Origin of the sequence: Nonomuraea longispora (assembly GCF_004348345.1) — a bacterium.
Taxonomy (GTDB): domain Bacteria; phylum Actinomycetota; class Actinomycetes; order Streptosporangiales; family Streptosporangiaceae; genus Nonomuraea; species Nonomuraea longispora.
The window spans coordinates 1-23766 of the sequence record NZ_SMJZ01000146.1 but is presented as its reverse complement, the minus strand read 5'-3'; the positions used below and the strand labels follow the sequence as shown (position 1 = coordinate 23766).

Below are 23766 nucleotides of genomic sequence, written 5' to 3'. Positions count from 1 at the left end.
ACTCCAACAACCCCCCATACGCCCCGAACATCGCATCCAACACCCCAGGCGCGAACAACTCCTCCACCGCGTCCCACGCCAGGTGGAGGCCGTGGTCGTACTCGTTGATCTGGTGGTCGAGCCAGACCTGCGGGGTCTGCGTGATCATCCAGCCGGGCTCGCCGAACGCCTCACGCACCTCCGGCACGATCAGCTCGGTCCCGAGGTTGCAGGCGAACACGACCGGCGCGCCGGTGTGCTCCCCGTTGCGGGCCAGGTCTCTGAGCACCTCGACGCCGGAGTACCCGGTGTGCCGGGCGTCGGCGCGGAAGCGGGCCTGAAGAGTCCGGGCGCGCTCGGCGAACGGCTGCGGCTCCGAGAGGTCGGCGGCGACCAGGATCAGGTTCGTGAAGTCGGCGACCAGGTGGGCGACGTCGGGGTGCACGGTGTCGTCCCGGTCGAACAGCGGCAGGTTGAGCAGGAAGCGGGGTTCGCGGCTCCACGCGGCCAGCACCTCGCAGTAGGCGGCGGCGAGCACCATGGCGGGGGTCAGCCCGTGCGCGCGGGCCTGCTCCTGGATGCGCTGCCACGCGCCGGTCGACAGCCACTTCTCGCGGCGCACGAACCTGGGCCGGGTGATCGTGGCCGGCTCGGTCGCGAGAGGCAGTTGCGGCGCGCCGGGCAGCTCGTCCAGCCGGCCACGCCAGTACTCCTGGTCGCGGGTTCGCCGGGCCGCCCGCTCCTCGCCCCTGGCGGCGAGGTAGCGGGGGAACGAGCAGGCCGGCGGCGGCATGGGCGTTCCGGGCTCCAGGTAGAGCCGGGCCAGGTCCTTCAGCAGGATCTGCAGGCCGAGCACGTCGGCGACGAGGAAGTCCACCTCGAAGTGCACCCTCGACCGGCCGCCCGGCAGCAGCGACAGCCGCACGTCGAACACCTCGCCGCGGGAGGCGTCGAAGCGGCGGTGCGACAGCTGCTCCCTGATGTGCTCCGCGGCGTCGTCGCCGAGCTGCGACAGGTCGTGCACGGTCAGGCCCGGCCACGGGCTGGTGTCCATGATCTGCTGGGTGCCGTCGTCGTGGAAGACGGCTCTGAGCATCCCGTGGCGGGCGACGAGAGCGCGTACGGCCCGTTCCAGCCGCTGGGGGTCGACGCCGGAGCCGTCGAACTCCAGGTAGGCGTGGCAGCCGACGCCCCCGATGATCTGCCCGTCGCCGCGGCCGATCCAGTAGGCGAGCTGGACGGGAGTGAGCGGGAACGGCGCCGCCTCGTCCACGGCCCGCTCCGGCTCCTGCCGGGGAGCGGCCTCGGCCAGCCGGGAGCGCACCAGCGACCACCAGGCCGCGAGGGTGAACTCCGTCGCCAGCTCGGCGAAGACGATCCGGGCTCCCGCCCGCCGCCACCGTCCCGCCAGCCGCATCGCGCGGAGCGAGTCGAGGCCGAGGCTGATCAGGTCGGCGCCGTCCGTGACCTCGGAGGGGTCGAGGTCCAGCTGGGCCGCGATGTCGGCGCGCATCGATTCCAGGGTCGGTGGCGCGCCGGGGGGACGGCCCGGCCGCGCGGACGGAACAGCCCGTACTTCCTCGACTTTCTCCAACACGAGACAACCCGCCTATCCACTAGTGCCGCTTACGTCGTGCCGGCGGCCGGGCGGGGGTGCCCGGCCGCGCCTCGTCAGGAATTCGTGTCGGCGGCCTGCAGCCTGCGGGCGAGACCGGCCGGGGTGGGCTCCTCGAAGATGTCCTTCAGCTTGAGCCTGATCTGGGTCGCCTTCTTGATCTCCTGCAGCAGCTTGACGGCCAGCAGCGAGTGCCCGCCGAGCGCGAAGAAGTGGCTGTCGGGGCCGAGATCGGTACGGTTCAGCATGGCTTTCCAGAGCGCCACGAGGGAGTCGACCAGCGCGTCCCCGGTGCCGGCCGGGAGGTCGGCCTCCTCCGCGGTGGTCTCGGCGGTGCTGCGCAGCTCCATGGCCAGCTTGCGCAGGGCCGGGTAGTCGACCTTGTCGTTGCCGGTCATCGGGAAGGCGTCCACGGCGACGTACTCCTGCGGGGTGGCCGCGTACGGGAGCGACGCGCTGGCGTGCTCCCACAGCTCGCCGGTGACCTCAGGCCGGCCGGGCGCCACCACGAACGCCCACAACACGGCGTCGGCGCTGGGGTCGCCGACCACCACGACGGCGGCCGCCCGCACGTCCGGGTGCGCCAGCAGCACCCCCTCGACCTCGGCCAGCTCGATGCGGTTGCCGCGCAGCTTGATCTGGCGGTCGAGCCGGCCGAGGATCTCCAGCTTGCCGTCGGAGCTCCACTGGGCCAGGTCGCCCGTGCGGTAGAAGCGGCCGTACACGGGGTGTTCGCCGAACCGTTCCGCGGTCAGCTCCGGCCGGTTGTGGTAGCCGATGGCCACGCCGTCTCCGGCGATGCACAGCTCGCCGCGGGTGCCGACGGGGAGCGGGCGGCCGTCGGGGGCGGCCACGTACACCTTGGTGTTGGCGATGGGCACGCCCACGTCGACGCGGTCGGCTGCCGGGTCGACGCGTCCGGCGGTCGACCAGATCGTGGTCTCCGTGGGGCCGTACACGTTGTAGAGCTCGCAGCCGGTGGCGGCCAGCCGCTTGGCGAGGACGGCGGGCATCGGCTCGCCGCCGCAGAGCACGCGGCAGCCCGCCAGCTCGCCGGACACCTGGTCCACGACCAGCCGCCAGGTGGTGGGCGTGGCCTGGGCGATGGTGACGCCGTAGCGCCGCAGTGCTTCGGCGAGCGGCTCGCCCTGCGTGCGGGCGTCGTCCGGCGCGATGGCCAGCCGGGCGTCCGTCGTCAGGGGCAGGAACAGCTCCAGCGCGGAGATGTCGAAGCTGAACGTGGTCAGCCAGAGCACGGTGTCGCGCGGTCCCGCCGACAGCTGGTGCGCGAAGTGCGCGATCAGGTTGGCGAGGCTGTAGTGGTCGATCAGGGTGCCCTTGGGGAGCCCTGTCGAGCCGCTGGTGTAGATGAGGTACGCGCAGTCCTCCGGCCTGACGGAGCTGAACGGTGACACCGTTCCGGACACCGGGGTGACCGCGTCGGCGGAGACGAGCGGCAGAACCGTGCGCTCACCGGAGACGGTGATGCCGTCGCCCGCGAGGACCACGGCCGCGCCGGCGTCGTCGAGCTGGTAGTCGAGGCGCTGCTGCGGGTGGTCGGGTTCGAGCGGCAGGTACGCGGCCCCCGCCAGCCACACGCCGAGCGCCGCCGCGGCCAGCTCGGGAGAGCGCCGCGCGAGCAGCGCGACGACGTCGCCCCTGCCCACCCCGGCGGCCTGGAGCGCGTCGCGGGTGGCCTCGGCGGCGGCCCACAACCGGCGCAGGCCGACCTCCCGGTCGCCGTCGACCACGGCCACGACGTCCTCCGGCGGGGCGGCGGACACCTTGCGGGCGATCTTCTCCAGCACGGTCGCGGGCGTCACGGTGTGCTCGGTTGCGTTGGCCATCTCGATGGCGGCGCGGTCCTGGTAGCACCACACGGGGATGTCCGCGAGCGGCAGGTCGGGCTGCTCGGCGAGCGTGACGAGCACCTCGTCGTAGCGGGCCAGCAGCAGCTCCACGTCGGCCCGGTCGAGCACGTCCACGCAGAACGCGGTCCGGATCTTGATGCTGTCCGGGGTGGAGGTGACGAAGAACTCCAGGTCGAACTTGCTGAAGCCGTTCTCGACCACCACCTGCTCGGCGGGCAGGCCACCCAGCGTGAACCCGGCCGTCAGGTCGGCGGGCACGTAGTTGAAGGTGTGCCGGAACAGGTTGTTGCGCCAGCCGTCACGGGGCACGACCTCCAGCAGGTCGTCCACCGGGTAGTCGGCGTGCGACATGGCCTCCATGAACGCGCGCCGGGTGTTGCGCGCGTGGGTGCGGAACGTGTTCGCCCAGTGAATGCGCGTGCGCAGGGTGAGCACGTTGATGTGGTAGCCGATGCGGGTGGCGGCCTCGGGCGTGCGCACGCTGACGGGCGAGCCGATGGTGAGGTCGGGGCCGGCGCCGTGCGCGGCCAGCAGCACGCCGTACGCGGCCAGCAGGATGACCGACTCGGGCGCCCGCAGCTCGCGCTGCATGCGCCGGGCCGCGTCGCGGGCGGCGGGCGACAGCTCCCAGTTGAGCACGTCGCCCACGAGAGTCGTCTGGGAGGTCTCGGCCTGCTCGCACCACAGGTCGAGGTCGCCGGCGTGGAAGCCGTCCAGCTTGTCGCGCCAGAACGGGCCGCTGCGCGGGTCGGCGTCCGGCTCCTCCCAGGCCGGTACGACGTCGCGCGCCGGCGACTCGCCCGCCACGAGCGCTTCGTAGACGGTCACGAGCTCGTTCGTCAGCAGCGCCGTCGACAGCCCGTCGAAGATCGCGTGGTGGACGGCCAGGCAGTAGACCTCGCCCGCGTCCTCCTCCAGCACCGCGGCGCGCACCAGCAGCTCGCCGCCCGGCTCGAACGGCCGCGCGACGAACTCCGTCAGCCACTCGCGCGTGGCGTCCCAGGGGGCCTCCTCGAACCGCAGCACGGCCTGCCCGGCGGGCACGACCTCGCGCACCATGCCCTCCGGCTCGATCCTGAACACCGTGCGCAGGATCTCGTGGCGGTGCAGGACGTGGTTGACCGCTTCCAGCAGGAGGTCGCGTTGCGCCCGGCCGGTCACGCTGAACGCCACGGCCAGGTTGTTCACCCCCGCACCGGGGACGAGCTCCTCCAGCAGCCACAGCGCCTGCTCCTTGCGGGTGGCGCGCTGGCCCAGCATCTGCTCCATGATCATCTCTCCAGCAGCTTGGTGACGGCCCTGGCGATCTCGTCGTCGGTCAGCAACACGTCATGGCCCTTGTCGAACCTGAGCTCCTCGGCCACGACGGCGTCACGGCCGGACGCGCGCAGCCCGTTGAGGCCGTTGCGGGGGTTGGACGAGCTCACCGCGGTGGCGCGCTGCCACCCCTCCCAGGGATCCAGGTGGTCGGCGTAGGTGAGGAAGGACAGGAAGGCGCTGAACGTGCCCCACATCTCTTCCGAGTACTCCGGGTCGAGCCCGGCTCTGTCGAACGCGCGGTGCCCGACGTCGCGGAACTTCGCGTACAGCTGGGTGGCGTAGCCCTCGACCGTGACGCCCTCCTGCTGGAGGGGACGGTCCATGGCCTCGCGGGTCTCGGCGACGTCCTCCTCGTTGAGGATCGAGGAGAGAATGCCGAAGACCTTGCCGAACTGGAAGTAGATGTTCTCCAGGCTGGTCGGCTCGGGGTCGAAGAGGATCAGCCGGGGCGCCTCACCCTGCTCCTCCTCCAGCAGCTTCACGAGCTCGGCCGCGTAGACGGCGCCGATGCAGTAGCCCATCACCGCGTGAACCTTCCGGCCGCTCGCCTTGAGGGGTTCGAACCACGAACGCACATAGGCGGCGCCGTCGATGTCCGCTCCGGGCGCCACGGCGGGTGGAGAGACGTGCCAGAACGTCCCGTCGTAGTCCATCTTCGCCAGCAGATCGGGAAAGCCCGCCTCCGCCCGGCCGGTCTCCGTGAAGTCGACGCAGAGCACGAGGTTCGCTGAGTCGGATTCTTTGAGCGTCGTCCAAGTGGTAACCAGATTCATGATCATTTCCTTTGACTAGGAACTCCCGCCTTCAAGGGCGAGTTGAATCAGGAGGTCGGCGTCCATGCTGTCGATCTCCTCGGTCCTGCCGTTCGTCTCCTCGTCCTCCGGGCCGGCCAGGCGCATGAGGCTGTCCAGCAGCCCGGCCGCACGCAGTCGTTCGATCGGGATGCTCGTCAGGAGCTGGCGCACCTCGGCGTCGCTGCGGGCGTCGGCGGGCTCGGCCGTGCCCGCCGCGACCGCCGGGAAGAGCTGCTCCAGGACGAACCGCGTCAGGTCGTGGGGAGTCGGATAGTCGAAGATGAGCGTGGCGGGCAGGTGCAGCCCGGTGACCGTGTTGAGCTGGTTGCGCAGCTCCACCGCGGTCAGCGAGTCGAAGCCGAGCTCCTGGAACTGGCGCTGCGGCTCGATCGCCGACTCGTCGGCGAACCCGAGCACCGCGGCCACCTGGCCTCTGACGATCTCGGACAGGGTGGCCTCGATCTTGGCCGGTTCCATCGTGGCGAGCCGTTCCGCCAGCCCCTGGCCCGGCCGCGTACGGCGGGGTTTGCTGCGGTTCCTGGCCTTGGTGAACTTCGCCGGGACCAGCACGGGCCGACCGGAGCGCACGCCGAGGTCGAAGAGCGCCAGCCCCTCCTCCGGGGACAGCGGTCTGACCCCTGCGCGCTCCATGCGGCGCAGGTCAGCCGCGGACAGCTCGCCCGCCATGCCGCTGGTCGTCCAGAGGCCCCAGGCCAGCGAGGTGGCCGGCAGGCCGTCCGCCCGGCGCTGGTGGGCCAGGGCGTCCAGGTAGGCGTTGGCCGCGGCGTAGTTGGCCTGGCCCGCGCTGCCCAGCACCCCGGCCAGCGAGGAGAACAACACGAACGCCCGCACGTTGCGGTGCCGGGTGAGCTCGTGCAGGTGGCGGGCGGCGTCGGCCTTCGGCTTGAGTACGGCGTCCAGGCGGTCGGGGGTGAGGGAGGCGATGACGCCGTCGTCCAGGACGCCGGCCGTGTGCACCACGCCCGCCAGCTCGTCCACGCCTTCGAGCAGGGTGGCGAGGGCGTCGCGGTCGGCCACGTCGCAGGCGGCCACGGTGATCTCGGCGCCCAGCTCGGACAACTCCGCCACCAGCTCGGCGGCGCCCGGAGCCTCGGCCCCGCGCCGGCTCACCAGCAGCAGGTTCCTGACGTCGTGCTCGGTGACCAGGTGGCGGGCGACCAGTGCGCCAAGGCCGCCCGTTCCGCCGGTGACCAGGACCGTGCCGTCCGAGCCGAACACCGGCTCCTGCTGCTCCAGGTCCGTCGCCCGGTCCAGCTTCGGTGTCAGGAGCCTGCCGGCCCGCACGGCGATCTGGGACTCGCCGCTCGCCAACGCCCGGCCGACCGTCCCGGCGTCCAGGCGCTCGGTGTCGGCGTCCAGCAGCACGAGGCGGCCGGGCTGCTCCGACTGCGCGGCCCGTACGAGGCCCCACACCGCCGCCTGCGCCGGATCCGGAACGTCGCCCTCGGTCGCCGCGACGGCCTGGTGGGTGACGATGACCAGCCGCGACGACGCCAGACGCTCGTCGGCCAGCCAGTCCTGCACCAGTGCCAGGGCCGCGTGGGTCGTGGCGTGCAGGTCGGCGCCCGCGCAGCGGGTCAGGACCGGGACGTCCACCGGGTCGAGGGAGGCCAGATCCGGGAGGACCTCCGCCCCCGTGCCCAGGTCGTCGGTCCCGAGCACGAGCCACCGGGGAGCGTCCTGCTCGGAGGCGGCCGGGGTCTCGGTCCAGTCGAGCTGGTGCAGGGAGGTCGGGTTGCCTGCGGTGAGGTCGGTGGACAGGGCACGCAGAGTGAGCGCGCCGATCTCGGCCACCGGAGCGCCGCTGTCGTCGGCGATGCTCAACACGATGCTGGTGTCGGAGGAGCCTCGGGTGACCTTGACCCGCAGGCCCGTCGCCCCGGCCGCGTGCAACTCCACCCCGCTCCAGGCGAACGGCAGATACGGCCTGCCCTCAGCCCTCGGAACCAGGTCGCCCAGCGCGGCCGCATGCAGGGACGCGTCCAGCAACGCCGGATGCAACCCGAACCGGCCCGCCTCCGCATGCCCCTGCTCGGGCAGAGCGATCTCGGCGAACACAGCGTCCTCGTGCTGCCAGGCCGCCACCAACCCCTGGAAGAGGGGGCCGTACTCGAGGCCTGACATGGCCAGGTCGTCGTACAGGTGCTCGACATCTATTGGCTGGGCACCGGCAGGCGGCCACTGCTCCATACCGGCGGCCGGCCGCTCGCCTTCTTCGGACAGGACGCCCTGTGCGTGCAGCGTCCACTCGTCCTGACCCGCACGCGAGTACAGGCTCACCTGGCGGCTGCCGGCATCGTCGCAGGGCCCGGCCACGAGCTGGATGTCCACGCCCGGCCCGTCCGGCACCAGCAGCGGCGCCTGCATGGTCAGCTCCGCCAGCCGCGGGCAGTCCACTTCCTGGCCGGCCCGCAGCGCCAGTTCCACCAGCGCCGCTCCCGGCACCACCACACGGCCGTCGACCTGGTGATCGGCCAGCCACGGTTGCCCGGCCGGCGACAACCTGCCCGAGAAGACCACCGACTCGCCGCCGGCCACCTCGGTCACCGCGCTCCACAACGGGTGCTCGATGGCGCCCAGCCCGGCCGCGCCGACGTCCTGCGACTCCAGACTGGCCGGCACCCAGAACCGCTCGTGCTGGAAGGCGTAGGTGGGCAGGTCGACCAGCCGGCCGGGGGTCAGCACCTTCGTCCAGTCCACGGCGATGCCCTGGACGTGCAGCCCACCCAGCGCCTCGATCAGCGCCCGGGTCTCGTCACGGTCCTTGCGCACAGCCGGGACGAACACCGCATCCTCGACACTCTGCTGCGCCAGCCCGGTCAGCACCCCATCCGGACCCACCTCCAGGAAATGCGTCGCCCCAGCAGCCGTCACCCCATCCGCGAACCGCACCGCCCCGCGCACATGCTCCACCCAGTAAGCAGGATCAGTCAGCTGACCCGGCTCAGCCAACCGGCCCGTCACATTCGAGACGATCGACAGACTCGGCTCGTGGAAGGCGATCCCGCTGATCGCCTGCGCGAACTCCGCCAGCATCGGCTCCATCAACGGCGAGTGGAAGGCGTGCGAGACCCGCAACCGGCGGGTGCGCACCCGGGCTTGGGCCTCGATCTCAACGATCGCGCTCTCGTCACCCGACACCACCACCGCAGCGGGACCATTGACCGCCGCGATCCCCACCCGGTCCTCACGACCTTGCAGGAACGGCAGGACCTCGGCCTCCGCAGCGGCCACCGCCAGCATCGCCCCACCAGAAGGAAGCGCCTGCATCAACCGCGCACGAGCCGCCACCAGAGCACAGGCATCCTCCAGCGAGAACACCCCGGCCACATGAGCAGCCGCGATCTCCCCGATCGAATGCCCCACCACCACATCCGCCCGCACACCCAACGACTCCAGCAAGCGGTGAAGCGCCACCTCGAAGGCGAACAGCGCCGGCTGGGTCATCCCGGTCTCGTTCAGCACCCCCTCGGGATCGGCGAACATCACCTCACGCAACGGATACGGCAACAACGGATCGAACACCCGGCAGATCTCGTCCAACGCCTCAGCGAACACCGGGAACCTCTCGATGAGGGAAGCCCCCATGCCGACCCGCTGACTACCCTGACCCGCGAACAACAACGCCAGCTTCCCAACAGGCGTGATCGCGACGGGGGCCAGTTCCCGAAGAGCGGCCACCAGCTCGTCGCGATCAGCGCCCACGACCACCGCGCGCTGCTCCAGCACCGCCCGGCCTGTCGCCAGCGACCACGCCGTGTCGGCCGGGTCCAGCTCCGGTCGTGCCGTGATCCACGACGCGAGCCGCCCGGCCTGGGCCTCAAGCGCCTCCGGGTTCTTCGCCGACACCAGCAGGGGCACGACCGGCTGCTCGCCGGCGCGTTCCGGCTCCGGCTCCGCGACCGGGCCCTGCTCGATGATCACGTGCGCGTTCGTGCCGCTGATCCCGAACGACGACACAGCCGCCCTCCGAGCACGCCCGTTCTCCTGCCACGGCCGCGCCTCGGTCAGCAACTGCACCGCACCCGCCGACCAATCCACATGCGGCGACGGCTCATCAGCATGCAACGTCCGCGGCAGCACACCGTTGCGCAGCGCCATGACCATCTTGATCACACCGCCCACACCGGCAGCGGCCTGCGTGTGACCGATGTTCGACTTCAGCGATCCCAGCCAGAGCGGCTGCTCCCGATCCTGCCCGTACGTCGCGAGGATAGCCTGCGCCTCGATCGGGTCACCGAGCCTCGTACCGGTGCCGTGCGCCTCCACCGCGTCCACCTCAGCCGGCGACAAACCCGCGTTCGCCAGCGCCTGCCGGATCACCCGCTGCTGCGAAGGACCATTCGGAGCCGTGATCCCATTACTCGCACCATCCTGATTGACCGCACTACCCCGCACCACGGCGAGGACCTGATGGCCGTTGCGCTCAGCGTCCGACAACCGCTCCACCAGCAGCACACCAACGCCCTCACCCCAACCCGTGCCATCCGCACCAGCCGAGAACGCCTTACACCGCCCATCCACCGCCAACCCACGCTGCCGCGAGAACTCAATGAACATCCCCGGCGTCGACATCACCGTCACACCACCGGCCAACGCCAGATCACACTCACCCGAACGCAACGCCTGCGCCGCCCAATGCAACGCCACCAACGACGACGAACACGCCGTATCCACCGTCACCGCCGGGCCCTCCAGCCCCAACGTGTACGACACCCGCCCCGACACCAAACTCCCACCACTGGTATTCGCAGGCGTCCCCAACCCGTAGTCGTGATACATCACACCCGCGAACACACCCGTCCGGCTCCCCCGCAACCCCACCGGACTGATCCCCGCCCGCTCGATCGCCTCCCACGACGCCTCCAGCAACAACCGCTGCTGCGGATCCATCGACAACGCCTCACGCGGCGAAATCCCGAAGAACCCCGGATCAAACTCAGCCGCGTCATACAGGAACCCGCCCTGACGCGTGTAGGTCTTTCCTGGCGTGCCGGGCTCCGGCCCGTACACTCCTTCGACGTCCCAGCCACGGTCGGTGGGGAAGTCGCCGATGGCGTCCTGAGCCTGGGCGACCAGCGCCCACAGGTCCTCCGGAGAGAGCACGCCGCCGGGATAGCGGCAGGCCATGCCGACGATCGCGATCGGCTCGTCGGCCGCCTTGGTCGCCGCCACGACGGTCTGCGCCGTCTGTGCGCCGAACAGTTCGTCCGCCAGGAACTCCGCCACCGCCTCGGCGGTCGGGTAGTCGAAGATGAGCGTGGCCGGAAGCGGCTGCCCGGTGGCGGCGGTGAGCTGGTTGCGAAACTCGACGGCCGTCAGGCTGTCGAAGCCGAGCTCCTGGAACTGGCGCTGCCGGTCGATGGCCGACCCGTCCGCGAAGCCGAGAACCGTGGCCGCGGTGCCGCGTACCAGGTCGGAGAGCGCCGACAGGCGTTCCGCGGGGCCCAGCGCGGCCAGGCGCTGCGCGAGCCCGCCGGACGAACCGGCGCGGCGCACCGCGGAGCGGCTGCCGGCCCGGGCCTGGACGAACCGCGCGGGAATCAGCACCGCCTTGTCCGACGACACGGCGGTGTCGAAGAGCGCCAGCCCGTCGGCGACGGACAGCGGCCTCACTCCCGCGCGCTCCATGCGGCGCAGGTCGGCTTCGTCCAGCTCGCCCGCCATGCCGCCGGTTGCCCACAGTCCCCATGCCAGCGAGGTGCCCGGCAGGACGTGCACCCTGCGGTGGTGGGCCAGGGCGTCCAGGTACGTGTTGGCGGCGGCGTAGTTGGCCTGGCCCGCGCTGCCGAGAACCCCGGCCAGCGAGGAGAACAACACGAACGCTTTCAGGTCGCGGTGGCGGGTGAGCTCGTGCAGGTGCCAGGCGGCGTCGGCCTTGGGCTTGAGTACGGCGTCCAGGCGGTCGGGGGTGAGGGAGGCGATGACGCCGTCGTCCAGGACGCCGGCCGTGTGCACCACGCCCGCCAGCTCGTCCACGCCTTCGAGCAGGGTGGCGAGGGCGTCGCGGTCGGCCACGTCACAGGCCGCCACGGTGACCTCGGCGCCCAGCTCGGACAGCTCCGCCACCATGTCGGCCACACCGGGCGCCTCCGGCCCGCGCCTGCTGACCAGCAGCAGGTTGCGAACCTCGTGCTCGGTGACCAGGTGGCGGGCGACCAGCGCGCCCAGCCCGCCCGTGCCACCGGTGACCAGCACCGTGCCCTCGGGCCCGAACACCGGCCCGCCATCGCCCAGATCCGTCACCCGGCTCATCCGCGGCACCAGCACCCGACCCTCACGCACGGCCAGCTGCGACTCGCCGGTCGCCAGCGCCCGGCCGACCGTCTCGGCGTCCAGGCGCTCGGTGTCGGCGTCCAGCAGCACGAGGCGGCCGGGTTGCTCCGACTGCGCGGCCCGTACGAGGCCCCACACAGGTGCCAGGCCCAGGTCCACGTCCTCGTCCGCGTTCACGGCCACTGCTCCCCGGGTGACGATGACCAGCCGCGACGACGCGAACCGTTCGTCGGCCAGCCAGTCCTGCACCAGTGCCAGGGCCGCGTGGGTCGTCGTGTGCAGGTCCCCGCCCGCGCAGCGGGTCAGGACCGGGACGTCCACCGGGTCGAGGGAGGCCAGATCCGGGAGGACCTCCGCCCCCGTGCCCAGGTCGTCGGTCCCGAGCACGAGCCACCGGGGAGCGTCCTGCTCGGAAGCGGCCGGGGCCGCACTCCACTCCAGCCGGTGCAGCAGGCCCTGGCTTTCCGACGCGCTCAGCTCGGCGGTCGACACGGGCCTCAGGGTGAGCGCACCGATCTCGGCCACCGGAAGGCCGCTGTCGTCGGCGATGCTCAACACGATGCTGGTGTCGGAGGAGCCTCGGGTGACCTTGACCCGCAGGCCCGTCGCCCCGGCCGCGTGCAACTCCACCCCGCTCCAGGCGAACGGCAGATACGGCCTGCCCTCAGCCCTCGGAACCAGGTCGCCCAGCGCGGCCGCATGCAAGGACGCGTCCAGCAACGCCGGATGCAACCCGAACCGGCCCGCCTCCGCATGCCCCTGCTCGGGCAGAGCGACCTCGGCGAACACAGCGTCCTCGTGCTGCCAGGCCGCCACCAACCCCTGGAACAAGCGCCCATACTCAAGGCCCATCGCCGCCAGGTCGTCGTACAGGTGCTCGACGTCCACCGGCCTGGCACCGGCCGGCGGCCACTGCGACGGCCCGACAGGCGGCTCCTCGGACTGGCCGACCAGGACGCCCTGCGCGTGCTGGACCCACTCCCCCGCGTTGGCGTTGCGGGAGTGGATGCTCACCTGGCGGCCGCCCGACTCGTCGCACGGCCCGGCCACCAGCTGGACGTGTACGCCGCCGTCGGCCGGCACGAGAAGGGGCGCCTGGAGGGTCAGCTCCCGCACGTGCGGGCTGTCCAGCTCCTGGCCGACGCGGAGCGCCAGCTCCACCAGCGCCGCCCCTGGCACCACCACCCGGCCGTTGACCTGGTGATCGGCCAGCCACGGCTGCCCGGCCAGCGACAGCCGGCCGGTGAAGGTGTGGCTGTCGGAGTCGGGCGCGGAAATCGCCGCACGAAGCACGGGGTGGTCGATGGCGCGGAGCCCGGCGGCGTCCACATCACCGGAGTCAGCGGTGACCGGCACCCAGAACCGTTCGTGCTGGAAGGCATAGGTGGGCAGATCGACGAACCGGCCCGAACCGAGAACCGCCTCCCAGTCCACGGCGATGCCCTGGACGTGCAGCCGCCCCAGTGCCTCGATCAGGGCGCGGGTCTCGTCACGGTCCTTGCGCACAGCCGGGACGAACACCGCATCCTCGACACTCTGCTGCGCCAGCCCGGTCAGCACCCCATCCGGACCCACCTCCAGGAAATGCGACGCCCCAGCAGCCGTCACCCCATCCGCGAACCGCACCGCCCCGCGCACGTGCTCAACCCAGTAGGCAGGATCAGTCAGCTGACCCGGCTCGGCCAACCGGCCCGTCACATTCGAGACGATCGCCAGACTCGGCTCGTGGAAGGCGATCCCGCTGATCGCCTGCGCGAACTCCGCCAGCATCGGCTCCATCAACGGCGAGTGGAAGGCGTGCGAGACCCGCAACCGGCGGGTGCGCACCCGGGCTTGGGCCTCGATCTCAACGATCGCGCTCTCGTCACCCGACACCACCACCGCAGCAGGACCATTCACCGCCGCGATCCCCACCCGATCCTCACGACCTTGCAGGAACGGCAGGACCTCGGCCTCCGCAGCGGCCACCGCCAGCATCGCCCCACCACAAGGAAGCGCCTGCATCAACCGCGCACGAGCCGCCACCAGCGTGCACGCATCCCCCAGCGAGAACACCCCAGCCACATGCGCAGCCGCGATCTCACCAACCGAATGCCCCACCAACACATCCGCCCGCACACCCAACGACTCCAACAACCGATGAAGCGCCACCTCAAAAGCGAACAACGCAGGCTGCGTCATCCCGGTCTCGTCCAGCACCCCCTCGGGATCGCTGAACATCACCTCACGCAACGGATACGGCAACAACGGATCGAACACCCGACAGATCTCGTCCAACGCCTCAGCGAACACCGCGAAGTGCTCAGCCAGCACCGAACCCATACCGACCCGCTGACTACCCTGACCCGCGAACAACAGGGCCAGCCTCCCACCGGAACCACCTCCGGAAACCGCTCCGGACGCATCCTCTTCAGCCAGCGCCCGCAGGCCCGCCACCAACTCGCCCCGATCAGCACCCACCACGACCGCACGCTGCTCCAGCACCGCCCGGCCCGTCGCCAGCGACCACGCCGCATCCGACACCGCAACCGACGACTCCGACTCCAGCCACGACGCCAACCGACCAGCCTGCGCCCGCAACGCCCGCCCGTCCTTCGCCGACACCAACAACGGCACCACCGGCCCGGGCTCCACCGGCTCAGGCACCGGCTCCACCACCGGACCCTGCTCGATGATCACATGAGCGTTCGTGCCGCTGATCCCGAACGACGACACAGCCGCCCTCCGAGCACGCCCGTTCTCCCGCCACGGCCGCGCCTCGGTCAGCAACTGCACCGCACCCGCCGACCAGTCCACATGCGGCGACGGCTCATCAGCATGCAACGTCCGCGGCAGCACACCGTTGCGCAGCGCCATGACCATCTTGATGACCCCACCCACACCGGCAGCGGCCTGCGTGTGGCCGATGTTCGACTTCACCGAGCCGAGCCAGAGCGGCTGCTCCCGATCCTGCCCGTACGTGGCGATGAGCGCCTGGGCCTCGATCGGGTCGCCGAGCCTCGTACCGGTGCCGTGCGCCTCCACCGCGTCCACCTCGGCCGGCGACAAACCCGCGTTCGCCAGCGCCTGCCGGATCACCCGCTGCTGCGAAGGACCATTCGGGGCGGTCAGGCCGTTGCTGGCGCCGTCCTGGTTGATCGCGCTGCCTCGCACCACGGCGAGTACGTAGTGCCCGTTGCGCTCAGCGTCCGACAGCCGCTCCACCAGCAGCATGCCGACGCCCTCGCCCCAGCCGGTGCCGTCCGCGTCGGCCGAGAACGCCTTGCACCGGCCGTCCGGCGACAGGCCGCGCTGGCGGGAGAACTCGACGAACGTGCTGGGTGTGGCCATCACGGTCACGCCGCCGGCCAGGGCCAGGTCGCACTCGCCCGACCGCAGCGCCTGGACCGCCAGGTGCAGCGCCACCAGCGAGGAGGAGCAGGCCGTGTCGACCGTGACGGCCGGGCCTTCGAGTCCGAGGCTGTAGGACACCCGCCCGGAGGCGATGCTGCCGGAACTGCCGGTTCCGATGAGCCCTTCGAGCTCTCCCGGCACAGCCGACAGCTGGGGCGCGTAGTCGTGGTACATGACGCCGGCGAACACGCCGGTCCGGCTTCCCCGCAACCGGGTGGGGCTGATCCCGGCCCGTTCGATGGCCTCCCACGACGTCTCCAGCAGCAGCCGCTGCTGCGGGTCCATCGCCAGGGCCTCGCGCGGTGAGATCTCGAAGAAGCCCGGGTCGAACTGGGCGGCGTCATACAGGAAGCCGCCGTGCCGGGCGTACGAGGTGCCCCGGCTGTCGGGGTCAGGGTCGTAGAGCTTGTCCAGGTCCCAGCCACGGTCGGCAGGGAACTCGCCCACCCCGTCACGAGCCTGCGCGACCAGCTCCCACAGGTCCTCAGGAGACAGCACCCCACCCGGGTACCGGCACGCCATGCCCACGATCGCGATCGGCTCGTCGACCGCCACGGGAGCGGCCACCACGGCCTTCGCCGCCTGCCCGCCGGCCAGCTCGTCCGCCAGGTACGCCGCCACGGCCTCGGCCGTCGGGCAGTCGAAGATGAGGGTCGCAGGGAGGCGCAGCCCGGTGGCCGCGTTCAGCTGGTTGCGGAACTCGACGGCCGTCAGGGAGTCGAAGCCGAGTTCCTGGAAACGTCTGGCCGGCTCGACCGCCTCCGCGCCGTCGAAGCCGAGCACGGTCGCCGCGTGGGTGCGTACCAGCTGGAGGAGGTCGGCCGGGTTGGTGCCGGCCGTGCTCGACCTGCGCGTGGGTACGCGGACCAGCCCGTGCAGGAGTGCGGGCAGAGTACCCGCCTGGGCCTGGGACTGGAGCGCCGGCATGCTGAGCACGGCCGGGACCAGGACGGGGTGTTCCGCGCGGACCGCGACGTCGAACAGGGCGAGCCCGTCGGCGATGGGCATCGGCATGATGCCGCCGCGTTCGAGGCGGCGCAGGTCGGCTGCGTCCAGCTCGCCCGCCATGCCGCCGGTCGCCCACAGCCCCCATGCCAGCGAGGTGGCCGGGAGGCCCTGGGCCCGCCGCAGCTCCGCGAGCGCGTCCAGAGACGTGTTCGCTGCGGCGTAGTTGCCCTGGCCCGCGCTGCCGAGCACGCCGGAGAGGGAGGAGAACAAGACGAACGCTTTCAGGTCGCGGTGCCGGGTGAGCTCGTGCAGGTGCCAGGCGGCGTCGCTCTTGGGCTTGAGTACGGCGTCCAGGCGGTCGGGGGTGAGGGAGGCGATGACGCCGTCGTCCAGGACGCCGGCCGTGTGCACCACTCCCGCCAGCCCGTCCACGCCCTCAAGCAGCGTGGCGAGGGCGTCGCGGTCGGCCACGTCACAGGCCGCCACGTCCACCTCGGCGCCCAGCTCCGACAACTCCCCCACCAACTCGGCCGCGCCCGGAGCGTCGAGCCCGCGCCGGCTCACCAGCAGCAGCTTCCGAACCTCGTGCTCGCTGACCAGGTGACGCGCCACCAGCGCGCCCAGCCCGCCCGTGCCACCGGTGACCAGCACCGTGCCCTCGGGCCCGAACACCGGCTCACCATCACCCAGATCCGTCACCCGGCTCATCCGCGGCACCAGCACCCGACCCTCACGCACGGCCAGCTGGGACTCGCCGGTCGTCAACGCCTCAGCGGCCACGTCCGCGGGGTCGCTGTCCGCGTCCAGGTCCAGGAGCACGAACCGGTCCGGCTGCTCGGCCTGCGCGGCCCGTACCAGACCCCATGCCGCCGCCTGCGCCGGGTTGGGGACATCGTCCTGTCCCACCGCGAAGGCGCCGCGCGTGACGACGACCAGCCGAGTCCCCGGCTCGTCGGCTGCGCCGAACTCCTGGAGGGCGGCGAGCACGCCGTGCGTGGCCCGCCTGATCGCTTCGGGAGCCGAAGCCTCGGACACCGCCACCTCGAAGATCTCGTACGGCGGCTCGGGCTGTGCCACGCGTCCGGCGGGCCGCACCCAGCCGATCTCGAACAGGCTGTCGTGACGAGCCGTCCTTTGATCGGCGGAGCTCGGGCGGAGCGTCACCGACCCGACCTCCATGACGGGCGTCCCGGCCGTGTCGGCCATGGCCAGGGAGACCACACCGTCGTTGCCTGTGGGCGCGATCCTGACCCGCACGGTCGTCGCGCCGTCGGCGTGCAGCGCCACCCGGTTCCAGGAGAACGGAACGTGCGGCCGTCCCGGCTCGGCCTGCGGCAGCAGACCGGCCATGGGGATGGCGTGGAGGGAGGCGTCCAGGAGCGCCGGGTGCAGCCCGAAGCGCCGGGCCTCCGCCTGGGCCGTCTCAGGCAGGGCGATCTCGGCGTAGACGGCGCCGTCCCGCTGCCAGACGGCCTTGAGGCACTGGAAAGTCTCGCCGTACTCGATGCCGGTCGCGGCCAGGTCGTCGTAGACGCCGTCGGTGTCGACGGGCCGGGCGCCGGGCGGCGGCCACTGCGCGAGGTCGAAGCCCGGCGCGGGAGCGTCCTGGGTGAGCACGCCTTGGGCGTTCTGCAACCAGTCGGCGCTCTCCTCGGGCCTGGAGTAGATGGTCACCTGGCGGCGGCCCGATTCGTCGGGCTCGGTCACCACCACCTGGAGCTGCAGGCTTCCCCGTTCCGGCAGGACCATCGGCGCCTGGAGGGTCAGCTCGTCGAGCACCGGGCAGCCGCTCTCGTCACCGGCCCGTACGGCGAGCTCCACCTGCGCCGTCCCCGGCACGATCACCTGACCGGCCACCACATGATCGGTCAGCCACGGCTGCTCGGCCGGTGACAGGCGGCCGATGAGCGTCAGGGTGCCGGTGCCAGGGGCGGGCACGGTGGCGGTCAGCAGCGGGTGGTCCACGGCCGCCAGCCCGCCGCCCGAGGCGACGTCACCGGTGGCGTAACCGGCGTCGAGCCAGTAGCGGCGGCGCTGGAAGGCGTAGGTGGGCAGGTCGACGAACCGGGTGGGGACGTCGGCGAAGTAGGCGTCCCAGTCGACGGTGATGCCCTGGACGTGCAGCCGCCCCAGCGCCTCGACCAGGGCGCGGGTCTCGTCACGGTCCTTGCGCACGGCCGGGACGAACACCGCATCCTCGACACTCTGCTGCGCCAGCCCGGTCAGCACCCCATCCGGACCCACCTCCAGGAAATGCGACGCCCCAGCCGAGACCACCCCATCGGCGAACCGCACCGCGCCACGCACATGCTCAACCCAGTAAGCAGGATCAGCCAGCTGACCCGGCTCAGCCAACCGGCCCGTCACATTCGACACCACCGGAATCGCGGGCTCGTGGAAAGTAAGACCGCCGATCGCCTCGGCGAACTCCACCAACATCGGCTCCATCAACGGCGAATGGAACGCATGCGACACCCGCAACCGCCGAGTACGCACCTGAGCCAGGCCCTCGATCTCCGCAACCGCCCCCTCATCACCCGACACCACCACCGCAGCAGGACCATTCACCGCCGCGATCCCCACCCGGTCCTCACGACCCGCCAAAAGCGGCAGAACATCCACCTCAGACGCAGCCACCGCCAGCATCGCCCCACCAGAAGGAAGCGCCTGCATCAACCGCGCACGAGCCGCCACCAGAGCACAGGCATCCCCCAGCGACAACACCCCAGCCACATGCGCAGCCGCGATCTCACCAACCGAATGCCCCACCAACACATCCGCCCGCACACCCAACGACTCCAACAACCGATGAAGCGCCACCTCAAAGGCGAACAACGCAGGCTGGGTCATCCCGGTCTCGTCCAGCACCCCCTCGGGATCGCTGAACATCACCTCACGCAACGGATACGGCAACAACGGATCGAACACCCGGCAGATCTCGTCCAACGCCTCAGCGAACACCGCGAAGTGCTCAGCCAGCACCGAACCCATACCGACCCGCTGACTACCCTGACCCGCGAACAACAGGGCCAGCTTCCCGACAGGCATGACCCCCACAGGCTCCAGCGCCCGCACGCCCGCCACCAACTCGTCCCGATCAGCACCCACCACGACCGCACGCTGCTCCAGCACCGCCCGCGCGGACATTAGCGCCTTACCGGTGACGGCCGGGTCGACGTCGTTCGCCGACGCCCAAGCGGCGAGCCTGTCGGCCTGCTCGCGCAACGCGCCCACGTCGTTGGCGGAGATCAGCCACGGCACGGCGGGCAGCCCGGTGACGGCGGCGGCCGGCTCGGGGGCGGCCGGGCCCTGCTCGATGATGACGTGGGCGTTGGTGCCGCTCACCCCGAACGACGACACGCCGGCGCGGCGGGGCCGGTCGCGCTCCTCCCACGGCCGGGCCTCGGTCAGCAGCTCGACCGCACCCGCCGACCAGTCCACGTGCGGCGACGGCTCGTCGGCGTGCAACGTCTGGGGCAGCACGCCGTGCCGCATGGCCAGCACCATCTTGATGATCCCGCCGACACCGGCTGCGGCCTGCGTGTGGCCGATGTTCGACTTCAGCGAGCCGAGCCAGAGCGGCTGCTCCCGGTCCTGCCCGTACGTGGCGAGAATGGCCTGCGCCTCGATCGGGTCACCGAGCCTCGTACCGGTGCCGTGGGCTTCGACCGCGTCCACGTCGGCGACCGTCAGGCCCGCGTTGGCCAGCGCCTGCCGAATCACCCGCTCCTGGGAGGGACCGTTGGGGGCGGTCAGGCCGTTGCTGGCGCCGTCCTGGTTGATCGCGGTCCCGCGTACGACGGCGAGTACGTGGTGCCCGTTGCGCTCAGCGTCCGACAGCCGCTCCACCAGCAGCATGCCCGCACCCTCGCCCCAGCCGGTGCCGTCCGCGTCGGCGGAGAACGCCTTGCACCGGCCGTCGGCCGACAGGCCGCGCTGGCGGGAGAACTCGACGAAGACGTTGGGGGTGGCCATCACGGTCACGCCGCCGGCCAGGGCCAGGTCGCACTCACCCGACCGCAGCGACTGCGCCGCCAGGTGCAGCGCCACCAGCGACGACGAGCACGCCGTGTCCACGGTCACCGCCGGCCCTTCGAGGCCGAAAGTGTACGCGACCCGGCCGGAGGCGATGCTGCCCGCGCTGCCGTTGAGCACGAACCCTTCGAAGCCCTCCGGCGCCTGCGGCAGGCGGGTGCCGTAGTCGTGGTACATCACCCCGGCGAACACGCCGGTGCGGCTGCCGCGCATGGCCTTGGGGCTGATTCCGGCCCGCTCGATCGCCTCCCACGACGTCTCCAGCAGCAACCGCTGCTGCGGGTCCATCGCGGTCGCCTCGCGCGGCGAGATGCCGAAGAGGCCGGGGTCGAAGCGGTCGGCGTCGTGCAGGAAGCCGCCTTCGCGGGCGTAGCTGGTCCCGTGGTGGCCGGGGTCGGGGTCGTACAGGCCGTCCAGGTCCCAGCCACGGTTGTCGGGGAAGGACGTGATGGCGTCGCCCGCCTGGGTGAGCAGCCGCCAGAGGTCCTCGGGGGAGGCCACGCCGCCGGGATAGCGGCAGGCCATGCCGACGATCGCGATGGGCTCGTCGGCGGGCGCGGTCCGCACGGCCACCTGCTCGGTCCTGGACGCGCCGCTGAGCTCCGCGTACAGGTGGTCGGCCAGCTCGCCGGGGGTGGGGAAGTTGAACAGCAGCGTGGCGGGCAACCGCAGGCCGGTGGCCGTGTTGAGCCGGTTGCGCAGTTCGACGGAGCTCAGCGAGTCGAAGCCGAGGTCCTTGAACGCGGTTCCTGGGTCCACGGTGTCGGCGTTGGCGTGGCCGAGCACGTGCGCGACGTTCGTACGAATGAGCGAGAGCAGCGCGCCCTTGTCGGCGCGCATGGTCGCCGGCCTGGGCGCGGCCGTCCTGCGCGCCGGCGCCTTGACCAGCGCGCGGAAGATCGCGGGGATCTCGTCCTGGCGGCGCAGCGCGGCCGTGTCCAGGCGGGCCACGATCTGCACGGCCTGGTCGAGGGCGAGCGCCGCGTCGAACAGGGCCATGCCCTCCGCCACGGGGAGCGGCGAGAGCCCGACCCTGCTGAGCCGCGCCACGTCGAGCTGGCTGAGCGCACCGGCCATGCCGTGGTCGGACTCCCACAGTCCCCACTGGAGGGAGACGGCCGGCAGGCCCCGGGCCCGGCGGTGCAGGGCCAGGGCGTCCAGGTACGCGTTGGCGGCGGCGTAGTTGGCCTGGCCCGCGCTGCCGACCGTGGCGGCGACCGACGAGTACAACACGAAGAACGCCAGGTCGAGGTCCTGGGTGAGCTCGTGCAGGTGCCAGGCCGCGTCCGCCTTCGGCCCGAAGACGCGGTCGACGTGGTCGGGCGTCAGCGAGGTCACGGCGCCGTCGGCCACGATCCCGGCCAGGTGCACGACGCCCGTCAGCGGATGTTCCGCGGGGATGCCCGCCAGGAGGGCGGCGAGCTCGTCGCGGTCCGCCACGTCGCAGGCGGCCACAGTGACCTGCGCGCCCGTCTCGGTCAGCTCGGCCACCAGGTCGTCCGCGCCGGGCGCCGCCGTGCCGCGCCTGCTGGCCAGCAGCAGGTGACGTACGCCGTGCTCGGTGACCAGCCGCCGCGCGGCCAGCGCCCCGAGCTCTCCTGTGCCGCCGGTCAGCAGCACGGTGCCGTCGGCCGCCTCGCCCGTGCCTTCGGTGGCGGGCGGGCTGGCCGCGGGGACGATGCGGGGGACGTGGACGCGGCCCTGCCGCAGGGCGATCTGCGGCTCGCCGGACGCGCAGGCGCGCAACATCGCATCCGCCGAGCCGGGGTGCTCGTCGGTGTCGACGAGTACGAACCGGCCGACGTGCTCGGACTGGGCGGAGCGCACCAGCCCCCACACGGGGGCGGTGGACAGGTCGGGCGACTCGCCGTCGGTCACGCTGACCGCGCCGATGGTCACGAGCGCCAGCCTTGACCGCGCGAACCGCTCCTCCGCCAGCCACTCCTGGACAAGCGCGAGCACCTCGTACGTCCTGTCCCGGCCTCCGCCGGACGCGACCGGCGCCAGGACCAGCTCAGGAACCTCCTGGCCGGGCGCAACCGCCTCGCGCAGCGACGCCAGGTCGTCCAGCATCAGCACCCGCTCCGGCTCCGGCCCGGAGGCGGTCGCCGTCACCCAGTCCAGCGTGTACGGGGTGGTCCCGCTCCGCAGGGCGGTCGTGACGGGCCGCACCACCAGCGAGTCCACCGTGAGGACGGGTGCACCGGACTGGTCGGCGACGCTCAGCGACAACTCGCCGGGCCCCTTCGCCGTCGTACGGACACGTGCCGTCGTCCCGCCCGCCGCGTGCGGGGAGACGCCGGACCATGCGAAGGGCAGATAAGGCTGGCCCGGCTCGGTACGCGGCAGCAGGTCCCCGAGAGTGATGGAGTGCAGCACCGCGTCGAGCAGCGCCGGATGGAACCCGAACCGCTCCGCGTCCGCCTGCGCCTGGTCGGGCAGCACGATCTCGGCGTACACCGAGCCGTCGTGCTGCCACGCGGCCACCAGGCCCTGGAACGTGTCACCGTACTCCAGACCCGTCGCCGCCAGGTCGTCGTAGAAGGCGCCGAGCTCGACGGGCCGCGCGCCGGGCGGCGGCCACTGGGCCAGGTCGAAAGCGGGCTCGGCGGCGACCGGGCCAAGGGTTCCCTGGGCGTGCCGCTGCCAGGCGGTGTCGCCTTCCGTACGGGAGTACACGGCGACGCCGCGCCGCCCGCCGTCGTCCGGACCGTCGATGACCACCTGGAGCTGTACGGGGTGCTCGGTCGTGATGACGAGCGGGGCCTGGATGGTCAACTCGGAGACCGTCACGCAGTCCTCGGTCTCCGCGGCGGCCCGCAACGCGATCTCGAGGAACGCGGTGCCGGGCAGGATGACCGTGCCGTTGACCACGTGATCGGCGAGCCAGGGCAGCGCGGCCGGCGAGAGCCGGCCGGTGAGGGTGATCGAGTCGGAGTCGGGCGCGGGCACGGCGGCGCTGAGGATCGGATGCTCCACCGCGCTCAGCCCGGCGGCCGTCACGTCACCGACCGATCTGCCCGACTCCAGCCAGAACCGCTCGTGCTGGAAGGCGTAGGTGGGCAGGTGGACGAACCGGCCGGGAGTCAGGACCTTCGTCCAGTCCACGGCGATGCCCTGGACGTGCAGCCGCCCCAGCGCCTCGATCAGGGCGCGGGTCTCGTCACGGTCCTTGCGCACGGCCGGGACGAACACCGCATCCTCGACACTCTGCTGCGCCAGCCCGGTCAGCACCCCATCCGGACCCACCTCCAGGAAATGCGTCGCCCCAGCAGCCGTCACCCCATCCGCGAACCGCACCGCGCCACGCACGTGCTCGACCCAGTAGGCGGGGTCGGTCAGCTGACCCGGCTCGGCCAACCGGCCCGTCACATTCGAGACGATCGCCAGACTCGGCTCGTGGAAGGCGATCCCGCTGATCGCCTGCGCGAACTCCGCCAGCATCGGCTCCATCAACGGCGAGTGGAAGGCGTGCGAGACCCGCAACCGGCGGGTGCGCACCCGGGCTTGGGCC

General features: G+C 71.8%; 4 protein-coding genes. All 4 read right to left on the bottom strand.

Going from position 1 to position 23766, the window contains the following annotated elements:
• The coding region (locus tag E1267_RS30645; RefSeq protein ID WP_246064354.1) for a condensation domain-containing protein at positions 1 to 1492 on the bottom strand (1492 nt) is incomplete at its 3' end.
• Between the two features lie 158 nt (positions 1493 to 1650).
• Positions 1651 to 4734 (bottom strand): non-ribosomal peptide synthetase, encoded by a 3084-nt coding sequence (locus tag E1267_RS30640; RefSeq protein WP_165959885.1) that lies wholly within the window; start codon positions 4732 to 4734, stop codon positions 1651 to 1653.
• A 2-nt stretch (positions 4735 to 4736) separates the two neighbouring features.
• Positions 4737 to 5558 (bottom strand): hypothetical protein, encoded by an 822-nt coding sequence (locus tag E1267_RS30635; protein ID WP_132337550.1) that lies wholly within the window; start codon positions 5556 to 5558, stop codon positions 4737 to 4739.
• 15 nt (positions 5559 to 5573) lie between these two features.
• Positions 5574 to 23753, bottom strand: coding sequence for an SDR family NAD(P)-dependent oxidoreductase (locus E1267_RS45855; protein WP_342774913.1), 18180 nt, complete (start codon positions 23751 to 23753; stop codon positions 5574 to 5576).
• Between the last annotated feature and the right edge of the window lie 13 nt (positions 23754 to 23766).